At 69.7% G+C, this 13,977-nt stretch carries 10 protein-coding genes and 1 tRNA gene; 7 read left to right on the top strand and 4 right to left on the bottom strand.

The window, feature by feature from the left end; all coding sequences use genetic code 11:
• Nucleotides 1-3: 3 nt before the first annotated feature.
• Complete coding sequence (gene mfd, locus ACFWN2_RS31785) at nucleotides 4-3,558, bottom strand: transcription-repair coupling factor (protein ID WP_382434052.1); 3,555 nt, start codon at nucleotides 3,556-3,558, stop codon at nucleotides 4-6.
• A gap of 294 nt (nucleotides 3,559-3,852) precedes the next feature.
• Entirely contained in the window at nucleotides 3,853-4,593 is a 741-nt protein-coding gene (locus tag ACFWN2_RS31780; protein WP_382433721.1) for a maleylpyruvate isomerase family mycothiol-dependent enzyme, read from the bottom strand.
• Nucleotides 4,594-4,663: 70 nt separating this feature from the next.
• Here ACFWN2_RS31780 and ACFWN2_RS31775 point away from each other — a divergent pair, with 70 nt between their 5' ends.
• Together ACFWN2_RS31775 and ACFWN2_RS31770 are read left to right on the top strand one after the other, a co-directional pair.
• Complete coding sequence (locus ACFWN2_RS31775) at nucleotides 4,664-5,152, top strand: DUF4291 domain-containing protein (protein ID WP_382433720.1); 489 nt, start codon at nucleotides 4,664-4,666, stop codon at nucleotides 5,150-5,152.
• Between the two features lie 7 nt (nucleotides 5,153-5,159).
• On the top strand, nucleotides 5,160-6,269 hold the full coding sequence (locus tag ACFWN2_RS31770; protein WP_382433719.1) for a PQQ-dependent sugar dehydrogenase: 1,110 nt from the start codon (nucleotides 5,160-5,162) through the stop codon (nucleotides 6,267-6,269).
• Nucleotides 6,270-6,429: 160 nt separating this feature from the next.
• Here ACFWN2_RS31770 and ACFWN2_RS31765 read toward each other — a convergent pair whose 3' ends face one another.
• Both ACFWN2_RS31765 and ACFWN2_RS31760 read right to left on the bottom strand, forming a co-directional pair.
• Nucleotides 6,430-7,029 (bottom strand): TetR family transcriptional regulator, encoded by a 600-nt coding sequence (locus ACFWN2_RS31765; RefSeq protein WP_382434050.1) that lies wholly within the window; start codon nucleotides 7,027-7,029, stop codon nucleotides 6,430-6,432.
• Between the two features lie 33 nt (nucleotides 7,030-7,062).
• Nucleotides 7,063-8,004 carry an acyl-CoA desaturase gene (locus tag ACFWN2_RS31760; protein WP_382433718.1) on the bottom strand — a complete coding sequence of 314 codons (942 nt, stop codon included), beginning with the start codon at nucleotides 8,002-8,004 and terminating at the stop codon, nucleotides 7,063-7,065.
• A 174-nt stretch (nucleotides 8,005-8,178) separates the two neighbouring features.
• On the opposite strand from ACFWN2_RS31760, the gene ACFWN2_RS31755 reads away from it, so the two are divergent.
• The 5 genes from ACFWN2_RS31755 (at nucleotide 8,179) to ACFWN2_RS31735 (ending at nucleotide 13,705) form a co-directional block, all read left to right on the top strand.
• Nucleotides 8,179-9,321 carry an alpha/beta hydrolase family protein gene (locus ACFWN2_RS31755; protein WP_382433717.1) on the top strand — a complete coding sequence of 381 codons (1,143 nt, stop codon included), beginning with the start codon at nucleotides 8,179-8,181 and terminating at the stop codon, nucleotides 9,319-9,321.
• An 89-nt stretch (nucleotides 9,322-9,410) separates the two neighbouring features.
• A tRNA-Gln gene (locus ACFWN2_RS31750) sits at nucleotides 9,411-9,481 on the top strand.
• A gap of 8 nt (nucleotides 9,482-9,489) precedes the next feature.
• Nucleotides 9,490-11,199, top strand: coding sequence for a GGDEF domain-containing protein (locus ACFWN2_RS31745; RefSeq protein WP_382433716.1), 1,710 nt, complete (start codon nucleotides 9,490-9,492; stop codon nucleotides 11,197-11,199).
• 47 nt (nucleotides 11,200-11,246) lie between these two features.
• Nucleotides 11,247-12,719 carry a bifunctional UDP-N-acetylglucosamine diphosphorylase/glucosamine-1-phosphate N-acetyltransferase GlmU gene (glmU, locus tag ACFWN2_RS31740; RefSeq protein ID WP_382433714.1) on the top strand — a complete coding sequence of 491 codons (1,473 nt, stop codon included), beginning with the start codon at nucleotides 11,247-11,249 and terminating at the stop codon, nucleotides 12,717-12,719.
• 14 nt (nucleotides 12,720-12,733) lie between these two features.
• On the top strand, nucleotides 12,734-13,705 hold the full coding sequence (locus tag ACFWN2_RS31735; RefSeq protein ID WP_382434048.1) for a ribose-phosphate diphosphokinase: 972 nt from the start codon (nucleotides 12,734-12,736) through the stop codon (nucleotides 13,703-13,705).
• Nucleotides 13,706-13,977 lie beyond the last annotated feature (272 nt).

Below are 13,977 nucleotides of genomic sequence, written 5' to 3'. Positions count from 1 at the left end.
CTCTCACGCCTTGGTGACCGGGGTCACGGGAGTCCCCGCGAGTGAGTCGAGGAACGCACCGCACCAGTCCAGCAGCTCCTGGTCGCGCAGCTGCGGTGCACCCATTCGGCCGCCCGCCGCCCCCTCCGTGGGCCTGGGCACGGTGACCGTGCCCATCGCCTGCTTGTAGAGGGCCTTCGGGAACAGCCGCCGCAGCCTGACCAGCTGCGAGTCGCGCAGCTCCAGCTTCGCGAACCGCAGGTTCTGGCCCATCGCGATCACCTCGGTGACCCCGTGGCGGCGGCAGGCGTGCCGCAGGCGGGCGACGCCGAGCAGCCGCTCGACGGGCTCCGGCGGGGTGCCGTAGCGGTCCTTGAGCTCGTCCCAGACGGACTTGAGCGCGGCCTCGTCGGACGCGGCCGCGATCTTGCGGTACGCCTCCAGCCGCAGCCTCTCGCCCGGCACGTACTCGTGGGGGATGTGCGCGTCGACCGGGAGGTCCACCCGGACCTCGGCGAGCTCTTCCTCCTCGACGCCGCCGTCGGCTCCCGCGTGCTTGCGGAACGCCTCGACGGCCTCGCCGACCAGCCGCACGTAGAGGTCGAAGCCGACGCCCGCGATGTGACCGGACTGCTCGGCTCCGAGGATGTTGCCGGCGCCGCGGATCTCCAGGTCCTTCATGGCGACGGCCATGCCGGCGCCGAGCTCGGTGTTCTGCGCGATCGTCGCGAGCCGGTCGTGCGCGGTCTCCGTCAGCGGCGTCTCGGTCGGGTACAGGAAGTACGCGTACCCGCGTTCGCGGCCACGGCCGACGCGGCCGCGCAGCTGGTGCAGCTGGGCGAGGCCGAGCAGGTCGCCGCGTTCGACGATCAGCGTGTTGGCGTTGGAGATGTCGAGACCGGTCTCGACGATCGTGGTGCACACCAGCACGTCGAACTCGCGTTCCCAGAAGCCCTGGATGATCTTTTCGAGCCTGTCCTCGTTCATCTGGCCGTGCGCGGTGACGACCCGTGCCTCCGGGACCAGGTCGCGGATCCGGCGCGCGGCCTTCTCGATCGACGAGACCCTGTTGTGCACGAAGAAGACCTGGCCGTCGCGCAGCAGCTCGCGGCGGATCGCGGCGCCGACCTGCTTGTCGTCGTACGCGCCGACGTAGGTGAGGATCGGGTGCCGTTCCTCCGGCGGGGTCAGGATCGTGGACATCTCGCGGATGCCGGCGAGCGACATCTCCAGCGTGCGCGGGATCGGCGTCGCGGACATCGTCAGCACGTCGACGTGGGTGCGCAGCGCCTTGATGTGCTCCTTGTGCTCCACACCGAAGCGCTGCTCCTCGTCGACGATCACGAGGCCGAGGTCCTTGTACCGCACGGACTTCTGCAACAGCCGGTGCGTGCCGATCACGATGTCGACCTCGCCGTCCGCGAGACCGGCGACGGTCTGCGCGGACTCGATCGAGTCCGTGAAGCGGCTGAGCCCCTTGACGTTCACGGGGAACTGGCGCATGCGCTCGGCGAACGTGTTGAGGTGCTGCTGGGCCAGCAGCGTCGTCGGCACCAGCACGGCGACCTGCTTGCCGTCCTGCACCGCCTTGAACGCCGCGCGGACCGCGATCTCCGTCTTGCCGTAGCCGACGTCACCGCAGATGACGCGGTCCATCGGGACGCCGCGCTCCATGTCGGCCTTGACCTCGTCGATCGCGGCCATCTGGTCCTGCGTCTCGGTGAACGCGAACGCGTCCTCCAGCTCGCGCTGCCAGGGCGTGTCGCTCGCGAACGCGTGACCGGGGGCGCTCTGCCGGGCCGCGTAGAGCTGCACCAGCTCGGCCGCGATCTGCTTGACCGCCTTGCGCGCCTTGGACTTCGTGTTCTTCCAGTCGCTGCCGCCGAGCTTGTTCAGCGTCGGCAGCTCACCGCCGACGTACCGGCTGACCTCGTCGAGCTGGTCGGTCGGCACGAACAACCGGTCGCCGGGCTGGCCGCGCTTGGACGACGCGTACTCCAGCACCAGGTACTCGCGGGTGGCGCCGGCGACCGTGCGCTGGACCATCTCCACGTACTTGCCGATGCCGTGCTGCTCGTGCACCACGAAGTCGCCGGCCTTGAGCGCCAGCGGGTCGACCGCGTTGCGCCGCTTGGACGGCATCTTGCGCATGTCCTTGGTGGACGTGCCGCCGCGGCCGCCGGTCAGGTCGGTCTCGGTGAGCACCACCAGTGCGAGGTCCGGCAGCACGAAGCCGTCTTCGAGCGCGCCGCGCACGACCGTGACCATGCCGGCTTTCGGTGCCACGTCGAGGGATTCGACGCAGACCGCGGCCACTTCGGCTTCCTTGAGCCGTTCCTCGGCCCGGTGCGCGGTACCGGCGCCGGGCACGACGAGCACCGCCGCGCCACCCGTCGCCGTGTGCGCCTTCAGGTCGGCGAACGCGCGCTCGACGTCGCCGGAGTAGGCCTCGACCGGCTTGACGTCGAGGTGCACCACGTCCTTGGAGTCCGTGGTGAGCTGGCTGAGCGTCCACCACGGACGGTCGTTCGCCTTCGCCTGCTCCGAGACCTCGCCGATGCCCTGGTAGGCGCTGCGGCCGAGGTCGATCGGGGCCTTGCCACCGGCGGCGGCCGCCATCCAGGACGCTTCGAGGAACTCCTGCCCGGTGCGCACCAGGTCGGCCGCGCGGGCCCGGATCTTCTCGGGGTCGTTGAGCAGGACGTGCGTGCCGGGTTCGACGACGTCGGTGAGCAGCTGCAGCTCACCGGGGCACAGCGCCGGGATGAGCGCCTCCATGCCCTCGACCGCGATGCCGCCCGAGATCTTCTCCAGCATCTCCGCGAGGTGCGCGTCGGACCGGTGCTCCTCCGCGAGCCCGGCCGCGCGCTGCTTCACGTCCTCGGTCAGCAGCAGCTCGCGGCACGGCGGCGCGACGAACTCCTGGACCTCCTCGGGCAGCGACCGCTGGTCCTGCACGGAGAACGGCCGGATCTCGCTGACCTCGTCGCCCCAGAACTCGACGCGGTACGGGTGCTCGGCCGTGGGCGGGAAGATGTCGAGGATGCCGCCGCGGGTCGCGTACTCGCCGCGCTTCTCGACCATGTCGACGCGGCTGTACGCGTTCTCCGCCAGGCGCGTGACCAGTTCGACGAAGTCCTGCTCCTCGCCGACCACGAGGTGCACGGGCTTGAGGTCGCCCAGGCCCGGCGCCATCGGCTGGATGAGGCTGCGGACGGTCGTGACCAGCACCTTGATCGGGTTGCCCTCGGGGTGCCTGAGCCGTCGCAGCACCTGCAGGCGGGCGCCGACCGTGTCCGCACGCGGTGACAGGCGCTCGTGCGGCAGCGTCTCCCAGCTGGGGAAGAACGCGACCTTGTCGGCGCCGATCAGGTCGCGCAGGACGTTCGTGAGCTCCTCGGCCTCCCTGCCCGTGGCGGTGACGGCCAGGACGGGCCTGACCGTCGACAGCGCGGCGGTCACGAGCGGGCGGGCGGCCAGCGGACCGTCCAGCTCCAGCTCGGGGACACCGGCGGAGTCGATCAACGTGCGGAGGGCTTTGTCGGGCAGGACACCATCGAGCAGGCCGAGCAGCGGCATGTGAGAAACCCCGGTCGAGTGCGGAGCGGCGAACGGGTCGCGGACGCCGGACAGACCCCTGCCTGGGACGAGGGGTCTCACCACTCACCTTAGCTCGTTCCGCGACCCCTCATCGGGTGGTTCAGTGCCGCGGCAGCCGACCTTCGCCGCGTCTTCGACGCTCAGCGGGCCACCTCGCGGCACCGGCCCCGCGCCCCGGTACTACCAGTACAGGGACGCGGGGCCGGCACCCCGATGCGGCCGTCTGAACGCCGAACACGGGGCAAAGGCCGGCTGCCGCGGCACTGGCGCGGCTCAGGCGGGCTCCCACGCGATGAGCCGTTCGAACACGCGCCGGTCGCCACTGGTCTTCATCTCGCTCAGCTCGTAGCGGCCGTACATGAAGAGGACCAGGTCACTGGCGGTGGCGGTGCAGTCGGCGGTCGGCGCGACCTGGGGCACGACGTGCGCGCCGCTCTCGTCGAACCTCATCCACCAGCTCCGGCCTTCCGCCGCGTGGTAGGCCATGGTCGCGGGCTCGTGCGGCCAGGGGGACGTCGTCGTGACGCAGGTCCGCAGGAACTCGTCGACGCCGTCGAGCGCGATCTCCTCCGGCAGCGGTTGCTCGGCGCCGATGGTGATCTGGGCGTCGTAGGTGTGGACCGCGAGCTGCTGGAGCTGGTGGCGTGCGACGGCGCCGGCGGTGTGCGGCGAGCCGGTCCACCAGGCCCAGCACCCCTGGTCGGGGCCCGCTGCTTCGAGGGCTTGCAGGAGTTCGGTGGTCGCGTCCTCAAGCCAGGCCAGCAGTTCGTCGCGCTGTTCGGGCATCGGAACGTTCCTGCCGGCGGCCCTCGCGGTCGCGGGGCCCGCGGCGACGGTGGCCGCCCAGACGCGGCGGCCGTCGCCGATGTGCTGAGCGAGGTCGGCGAGCGTCCACTCGGGGCAGGTCGGGACCTTCACGTCGAGGCTCGGGGCTGCGGCGATGGCGGCCCGGAACGCGGCAGAGCGTTCGTCGATCAGGCGGAGCAGGTCGGAAAACCCCAGGGTGTTCTGCACCGGGGGTGTCTAACATCCCGTCGCTGTGGAGCAAAGGGAAATACGGGCTGACCACGACGATCAGTCCATCGTGGTCTACCAGGCCTATTCACCGGCGATCGCCGATCCGGCCGTGGCTGCGCAACGGTTCGTGCCGCCGTTCAAGATGGACCGGATGACGTGGATCAAGCCGTCGTTCCTCTGGATGATGTACCGCTGCGGGTACGCGCTCAAGGAGGGTCAGGAACGCGTGCTGGCCGTGCGCATCACCCGTGCGGGCTTCGACTGGGCGGTCTCCAACGCGGTCGAGAGCAACGTCAGCGGCAAGCCGTCCGTGCGCGTGCAGTGGGACCCGGAACGCGGCCTGAACCACGAGGCGTTGCCGCACAGGTCCATCCAGATCGGCCTGACCCGCGAAGCCGTGGAGAAGTACGTGCACGAGTGGACGATCGGCATCACGGACGTGACCGCGCTGGCCCGCCAGGTGCACGAGAAGGTGCGTGAGCGTGATCTGGACGGAGCGCGCGCGTTGCTGCCCGTGGAGCGGCCTTACGGAACCACCACGGCACAAAACGCATAGTTGGGACATGCGCGCACTCGTTGCTGCAGGGTTGGTGCTGGTCGTCGCGGCCTGCTCGTCGCCGGAACCGGGCGGCAACGCGCCGTCGAAGGCTCCCGCGCCGACGGGGCTGAAGGTCGAGGAGGTCGCGGGCGGTCTCCAGCACGCGTGGGACATCGGGTTCCTGCCCGACGGAGCCATGCTCGTCACCGAACGCCCCGGCACGATGAAGATCGTCAGGAACGGCCAGGTCACGCCCCTCGACATCAACCTGGACGACGTGCAGGCGCGCGGCGAGGGCGGCCTGATGGGCCTCGTGATCCACCCGGACGGGCAGCGCTTCACCGTTTGCTACAACACGAGCAACGACGTGCGGCTGGTGACGTTCCGCCTCGACGGCACGAAGGCCACGAAGGTGAAGGACCTGCTCACCGGCATGCCGTCGAACTCCAGCGGCCGCCACTCCGGGTGCCGGCCGACGCTGGCGCCGGACGGCACGATGTTCGTCGCGACCGGCGACATCGCGCAGGCCCGCAACCCGCAGGACCGCACCAGCCTCGGCGGCAAGGTGCTGCGGATCGACGCCGAGACCGGCGAGGGCGCGAAGGACAACCCGTTCGCGAGCTCCGGCAACGCCAACGAGCGCCGCGTCTACAGCTACGGCCACCGCAACGTGCAGGGCGTGGTGTTCCGGCCGGACAGCGACCAGATCTTCTCCAGCGAGCACGGCCCGTCCGTCGACGACGAGGTCAACCTCGTGAAGAAGGGCGCCAACTACGGCTGGGACCCGTCGCAGGGCGGCACGCAGAGCAGGTACGACGAGAGCGTGCCCATGACCGACCTGGAGCGGTTCCCGGACGCGGTGCCGGCGGTGTGGTCTTCAGGCTCGCCGACCGAGGCGATCTGCCAGGCGGCGTTCTGGAACGGCAAGCTCGCGATCACCGCGTTGAAGGGCACGAAGCTGCTGCTGTTCACGCTCGACGCGGACGGCAAGGTGCAGAACGTCAGCATCCCGGACGAGCTGAACGACAAGTACGGACGACTCCGCGCCGCGCGCACCGGGCCGGACGGGTCGCTCTACATCACGTCGTCGAACGGCAGCGACGACAAGCTGCTCAGGCTGAGCGGGAACGCGTGATCCCGTCCGGGCCGTCCGACCCCTCGACGGACAGCCCGGACGTCAAGCCGTTCCACCCGGAGTCATCGCTCCAGCGTGCACGCGCCGTTTCACCGTCCGCCACGACTTCAGCCTTGTGCACTAACAAAGGGCTCTTCATACGTGCAGATGCACCAAGAGCTCAGGACCGGCTGCGCAGCTTCGGCTTGTGCTCCAGCGCCGACAGCCCGTTCCACGCCAGGTTCACGAGGTGGGCGGCGACCTCGTCCTTCTTCGGCTTGCGCGCCTCCAGCCACCACTGACCGGTCAGCGCGACCATCCCGACCAGCGCCTGCGCGTACAGCGCGGCGAGCTTGCGGTCGTAGCCCTGCTTCGCGAAGTGCAGCGCGAGGATGTGCTCGACCTGCGACGCGATGTCGTTGAGCAGCGAGGAGAACGTGCCGGAGGACGAGGCGACGGGCGAGTCGCGCACCAGGATGCGGAACCCGTCCGTCGAGCCCTCGATGTAGTCGAGCAACGCGCAGGCGGCCCGTTCGAGCAGCTCACGCGGGTGGTCGCCGCCGTCCAGCGCGTCGACGATCTGGTCCATCAGGCGCTGCATCTCGCGGTCGACCACGACGGCGTAGACGCCTTCCTTGCCGCCGAAGTGCTCGTAGACGACGGGCTTCGACACGCTGGCGCGAGCGGCGATCTCCTCGACCGAGGTCGCGTCGAAGCCCTTCTCGGCGAACAGGGCGCGGGAGACGTCCAGGAGCTGTTCCCGCCGCTCCTTGCCCGTCATCCTGACCCTGGCCACCGAGTCAGCCTACAAAGGTCACTTCTTCGCGGTGATCCTGGCCAGCCGCTGTTCACTCGGCCAGCGGACGTTCGTCGCCCAGCCGAGCTTCTCGCACACCCAGATCAGCCGTGCCGAGATGTCGAGCTGGCCGCGCTTCACGCCGTGGCGCGCGGAGGTCGGGTCGGCGTGGTGCAGGTTGTGCCACGACTCGCCGAAGCTCAGGATCGCGAGCGCCCAGACGTTGGCGGAGCGGTCGCGGGCGGCGAACGGGCGGTCGCCGACCATGTGGCAGATCGAGTTCACCGACCACGTGAGGTGGTGCAGGAACGCGACGCGGACCAGGCCGGCCCAGAAGAACGCGGTCAGGCCACCCCACACGGACCACGTGACCAGGCCGCCGAGGACGCCGGGCGCGGCCAGCGAGATCGTCGTCCACAGCACGAAGTGCTTGTCCACCCACACGATGTCCTTGTCCGCCAGCAGGTCGGGCGCGAACCGCTTGTGGTTGGTCTTGTCGCGGTCGAACAGCCAGCCCATGTGCGCGTGCCAGAAGCCCTTGGCCAGCGCCACGGGACCGCTGCCGAACAGCCACGGCGAGTGCGGGTCGCCCTCGCGGTCGGAGAACGCGTGGTGGCGGCGGTGGTCGGCGACCCAGTCGATCACGGGTCCCTGCAACGCCATCGAGCCCGCGATCGCCAGCGCGATCTTCAACGGGCGCTTGGCCTTGAACGAGCCGTGCGTGAAGTGGCGGTGGTAGCCGATCGTCACGCCGAGGCCGGACAGGTAGTAGAAGGCGACGAAGAGGGCCACGTCCACCCAGCCGAGGCCCCAGCCCCAGGCGAAGGGCACGGCGGCCAGCAGGGCTATCAGGGGAACGATGACGAACACGTACACGCCGAGCTGTTCGGCGTGGTTGCGTCGTCCGTCGAACAGCGGTTTGGGGCCCTTGTCGGTGGACTGGTCCATCGTCGTGGTCATGCGCGAACCTCTGGTGGGGTGAGGGGTCAGCGAACCTACGGAACCGTAACTTACGGAAGCGTAGGTTAGGTTCGCCTGGCCGCGCCATACCCCACCTGGAAACTCGTGGGCGGATTTCCGGGTCACCGCGCTGTGTCGGCTGGAATCGAGACCTCGACCGGGCATCATCGACGAATGGCCAGACGCAAGATCATCCGGATCACCGCGACCTCGTTGCTCGTCCTGCTCGTGCTGGTCACAGCGGCCCTGGGCGGTGTCGGCTGGTACTACAGCAACGAGCTGCTCAAGCCCGCGGAGGCGTTGCCGCAGCGCTACCCGGAGACCGCGCTCGGCCTGGCGGGCAAGAACCTCGTCCTCGCCGAGTCGAAGCTGACGACGCTGCGCGGCACGTTCGGCGTCGTCTGGCCCGGTGGCGCCGCGAAGGTCGGTGACGTCTCCTCGAACGAGGCCGGCCGCGTGGAACGTCCTCTGCTCGATGGCACCGCACCGCCCGAGGGCACGAAGGTGCGCATCGAGACCGACCTCTACGACGGCAACCCGAAGACGACGCTCGGCCTCGTCTACAGCGACGTCGCGATCCCCGGCGAACTCGGTGACATGCCCGCGTGGCTCGTCCCGGCGTCGAACCAGGACACGTGGGTCATCACCGTGCACGGCCGTGGCGCGTCCCGCGAAGAGGCGCTGCGCGTGGTTCCGCAGTTGCACGGCGCCGGGCTGCCCGTCCTGCTGATCACCTACCGCAACGACCCCGGCGTGCCGAAGTCGCCCGACGGCCTCTACCACCTCGGCGACACCGAGTGGCACGACGTCGAGGCCGCCATCCACTACGCGCAGGGCCAGGGCGCGAAGAAGGTCGTGCTCTACGGCTGGTCGATGGGCGGCGCGATCATCGGCCAGACGCTGGCCCGGTCCAGCTCCGCGTCCGCCGTGAGCGCCGTGGTGCTCGACTCCCCCGTCACGAACTGGACGCAGACGCTGAACCTCCAGGCGCAGAACCGGGGCGTGCCGACGTGGCTCACACCGGTCGCCGAGGTCGTGTCCGGCTGGCGCGCGGACATCGACTTCGACCGGTTCGACCTGGTGGCCAACCCGCCCGCGCTCAAGCCGCCGACGCTGGTCGTCCACGGCTCGGCGGACGGCACGGTGCCGGCCCAGTCGTCCCGCGATCTCGCGGCCGCGGCTAACGGCCTGGGGTGGCCGTTGCAGTACGTCGAGATCCCGGGCGCCGACCACACCTCGGGGTGGAATGTGGCGACCGACACGTATCGTGGCGCGCTCGGCGACTTCCTGACCAGGTCAATCGGTGCCAAGCCGTGATCTTGAACTGAGCCGAGCGAGTGGTGGTTGGACAAGAAGAGGACCACTCGTGACACCATGTGCGCTGAGGCGGGCGCGAGTCCGCCCGTTCCGCCATGGTGTAAAGGCAGCACCTCTGATTTTGGTTCAGATGGTCCAGGTTCGAATCCTGGTGGCGGAGCAGGGGCCTTGAGGGCACAGGGTCGCGGTCCTGGGAGGTGGAAGCTGCCCGAGGAAACGGTCGACGAGCACGGGAACGTGGGCCACCGCCACCACGAGATGTCCGATGCGTGGCTGGTGGGTCGCGCGAGCGAACTTGTCGCCGTGGCCCAGAGCAGCCACCTCGCCGCGCAGTTGGACGCGGCCTCCGAGATCGACCACATCCTCGCCGAGGCGCAGGGTCGTGGAGAGCCCCGCATCGTCGCGCAGCTGCTCAGAGCCGCGGCCGTGGTCCGCCTGGTCACGCCGGGGCTCGTCGACATGTCCGACCCGCAGCTCGACGAGATGCTCGCCCACTGCCGCCGCCACGGCCTGATCGTGCTGGAGGCGGACGCGCGGGCGTTGCGCGGACGCCGGTTCCTGCTGGGCAACGCCGAGGACAAGGCGCTGACGGAGATCGCGTCGGCGCTCGCGATGATGCTCGACGAGGAACCCGACGTCGACCCGGTCTTCGACAAGCGGACCTGGGACCAGCTGCTCGCCACGACGTTGCAGGACATCGCGCTGGTCCTCACCCAGCTCGGCGTCTACGAGATGGCGGACGACGTGCTGGCGGGCGCGAACAACGCGTTGCGCGAGAGCGGCCAGCCCCACCAGATCTACGTGCACCTGGTCAACCGCGCCCGGCTGCGGATCGGCTGGGGCCTGCGGCTCGAACGGGTGAACCTGGACGACGAGGCGAGCGAGCAGTTCCGGATGGCGTCCGGCCTCGCCGAGGCCGCCGAGGTGCCGTTCCGGCAGTCGCTGCACCCCGGCAGGCGCGACAGGGACGCCGCCGAGCAGGTGCCGATCCTCGGCGCCGCGCACGCGTTGACGAGCCCGAACGAGAGCCACCTCGACCGGCTGTGGTCGTTGCGCGGCCTGTCGATGTACGCGCGGGAGCTGATCATCGTCGCGATCGCGCTGGCCCGGTGCCTGGTCGAGGCGAACAGGCTGGACGACGCGCTGAAGGTCCTCGACGACACGCGCACGCAGATGGAGCACGACACGTCGGAACCGTCGCTGGTGCTGTCCCTGGAGCGCGAGTACGCGCACCTCTGCGGACCCCACACGACGTCGGCGCTGCAGGCCTACAACGCGAGGCTGGAGCAGGAGCTCTGGCAGATGCGGGAGGGTCGCAAGAACACGTTGCAGACCCGCCGCGAGCACGAACGGCTGACGCGCGCCCACGGCGCCATCGCGCAGCAGGCGTTGCAGGACCCGTTGACCGGGCTGCCGAACCGCCGCGCGCTCGACGACAAGATGGCCGAGCTCATCGCGGGACAGGTCGACCCGTTCTCGATCGCGCTCGTCGACCTCGACGGCTTCAAGGGCGTGAACGACCGGCATTCACATGCCGAGGGTGATGATGTTCTTCGGGTGATTGCCAGCACACTCCGGCAGGCCCTGCGGGGTGACGACATGGTGGCCCGCTACGGCGGCGACGAGTTCGTCGTGCTGCTGCCGGGAGCCCCTCTGCACGCCGCGGAAGCGGCACTGGGCCGGGCCGTGGATGCCGTGGCGGGCTTGCCAATCGACCTCTCCAGAGGGGTCACGCTGTCGGTCGGCGTCATCTCCCTGCGCCCCCGCGAATCCGCCAACCAGGCCCTGTCAAGGGCGGACTCGGCGATGTACGTGGCGAAGCGTCAAGGTGGCTGCCAGGTTGCGGCCGTGGCCGGGGAGCCGTCCGCGGAGGCTTAGGCTGGTCCGCGGACTTCGAACCACCCAGCCTGTTAGGGAGAGCATTGATGCTCGAGGGCCCTGTCAGCACGGTCGTGCTCGCCGCCGGGGAAGGCACCCGCATGCGGTCGTCCACGCCCAAGGTGCTGCATCGGATCGCCGGACGCTCACTCGTCGAACACGCGGTGCGCGCGGCGGCCGGCACAGACCCCGACCACCTGGCCGTCGTCGTCGGACACGGCCGTGAAGCAGTCACTGAGCATCTGGACACTCTCGCCGGGGCGCTGGGCCGCAAGGTCACCGTCGCGGTGCAGGCCGAGCAGAAGGGCACCGGGCACGCGGTCGGCTGCGGCCTGGCCGAGCTGCCGGGCGACCTGGGCGGCACGGTCATCGTGAGCTACGGCGACGTGCCGCTGCTCGACACCCAGACGTTCACCGCGCTGCTCGCCGAGCACCGCTCCGCCGGCAACGCGGTCACCGTCCTCACGGCCGTGGTGGACACCCCCACCGGGTACGGCCGGATCGTCCGCGACTCCGACGGCTCCGTGCTGCGGATCGTGGAGCAGAAGGACGCCTCCGCGACCGAACAGCTGATCACCGAGATCAACTCGGGCGTGTACGCGTTCGACGCGGCGGTGCTGCGCGACGGGCTCTCGCGGTTGTCCACCGACAACGCGCAGGGCGAGCTCTACCTGACCGACGTCCTGGGCATCGCCCGCGGCGACGGCCTGCGCGTCGGCGCCCTGATCGCGTCCGACCGCTGGCTGGTCGAGGGCATCAACGACCGCGTGCAGCTAGCGGCCGTCGGCGCCGAGATGAACCGCCGCATCGTCGAGGGCCTGATGCGCGGCGGCGTGACCGTCGTCGACCCGGCCTCGGTGTGGGTGGACGCGGACGTGCAGGTCGGCCAGGACGCCCTGATCGAACCGAACGTGCAGCTCCGCGCGGGCACCGTGATCGGCTCCGGCGCGGTCGTCGGCCCGGACACGACGCTCTCCGGCGTGACGGTCGGCTCCAAGGCCACCGTCGTGCGGACCCACGGCAGCGACTCGGTGATCGGCGACGGCGCGTCCGTCGGCCCGTTCGCCTACCTCCGCCCCGGCACGTCGCTCGGCGTGAAGGGCAAGATCGGCACGTTCGTCGAGACGAAGAACTCGACGATCGGCGAGGGCTCGAAGATCCCCCATCTGTCGTACATCGGCGACGCCACGATCGGCGATCACAGCAACATCGGTGCGGCATCCGTGACCGTCAACTACGACGGGGTGAACAAGCACCGCACGATCGTCGGATCCCACTGCCGCACCGGCTCGGACAACATGTTCGTAGCACCGGTGACCGTGGGCGACGGCGCGTACACCGGCGCGGGCACCGTCCTGCGCCGCAACGTCCCGCCGGGCGCGCTGGCCGTGTCCGGAGGCCCCCAGCGCAACCTCGAAGGCTGGGTCCTCAGCCGTCGTGAGGGCACGGCCGCCGCCCAGGCAGCGGCCGAGGCCCTGGCGAAGCAGAATGCCGACGAGAAGACAGAGGAGGGTCGCTGACCGTGAACCCGCAGATGCCCGGCACACCGAAGAAGAACCTGATGCTCTTCGGCGGGCGTGCCTACCCGGAACTGACGGAAGAGGTCTCGAAGCACCTCAACGTCACGGTGACCCCGCAGTCGGCCTACGACTTCGCGAACGGCGAGATCTTCGTCCGCTTCGAGGAGTCGGTCCGCGGCTGCGACGCCTTCGTCATCCAGTCGCACACCGCGCCCATCAACCAGTGGCTGATGGAACAGCTGATCATGGTCGACGCCCTGAAGCGCGCCAGCGCCAAGCGCATCACCGTGATCATGCCGTTCTACCCGTACAGCCGTCAGGACAAGAAGCACCGAGGCCGCGAACCGATCTCCGCCCGCCTCGTAGCGGACCTGTTCAAAACGGCAGGCGCCGACCGCCTGGTCTCCGTGGACCTGCACACCGCGCAGATCCAGGGCTTCTTCGACGGCCCGGTGGACCACCTGTGGGCCATGCCGCTCCTCGCGGACCACATCCGCGGCAAGTACGCGGGCCACGAGATCACCGTCGTCTCCCCAGACTCGGGCCGCACCAAGCTGGCCGAGAAGTGGGCGGACACCCTCGGCGGCGCCCCGATCGCGTTCATCCACAAGACCCGCGACCCGCTCCGCCCGAACGAGGTCGTCTCGAACAGGGTCGTCGGCAAGGTGGAGGGCCGCCTCTGCATCGTGATCGACGACATGGTCGACACCGGCGGCACCATCGCAGGCGCCGTGAAGCAGCTCCTGAACGAGGGCGCCTCCGACGTGGTGATCGCAGCCACGCACGGCATCCTCTCGGGCCCGGCAACCCAGCGCCTGCAGGACTCGGGCGCGCGCGAGGTCGTGTTCACCGACACGCTCCCGATCCCGGCCGAGAAGCGCTTCCCGAAGATGACCGTCCTCTCGATCGCACCGCTCCTGGCGCGCGTGATCCAGGAAGTGTTCGAGGACGGCTCCGTGACGAGCCTGTTCGACGGCAACGCCTGACCCAGCCACACACAGGGGCCTCCCGCAGTCCGGCAAGCCGGACACGGGAGGCCCTTGCGCTTCCGCGATGCCGCAGGCGAGCCGTGTGATCGGTGCGATGCCGCAGGCGAGCCGTCCGCTCTCCCGCGATGCCGCAGGCGAGCCGTCCTTGACAAGAGGAACCGGCGGTGGGGTCCCGTCACGAGTCGCGCCATAGCTCTTGCTGCACGTGAGCAGGGGTGTGGGACGGCCCCCCAGTTAGGAAGAAATTAAACCACAAGAGAAATAACACA

Origin of the sequence: Lentzea sp. NPDC058436 (assembly GCF_042721515.1) — a bacterium.
In the GTDB taxonomy this organism is placed as follows: Bacteria; Actinomycetota; Actinomycetes; order Mycobacteriales; family Pseudonocardiaceae; genus Lentzea.
Note: the sequence above shows the minus strand (reverse complement) of the source record. Positions and strands in the feature narration are given on the sequence as shown.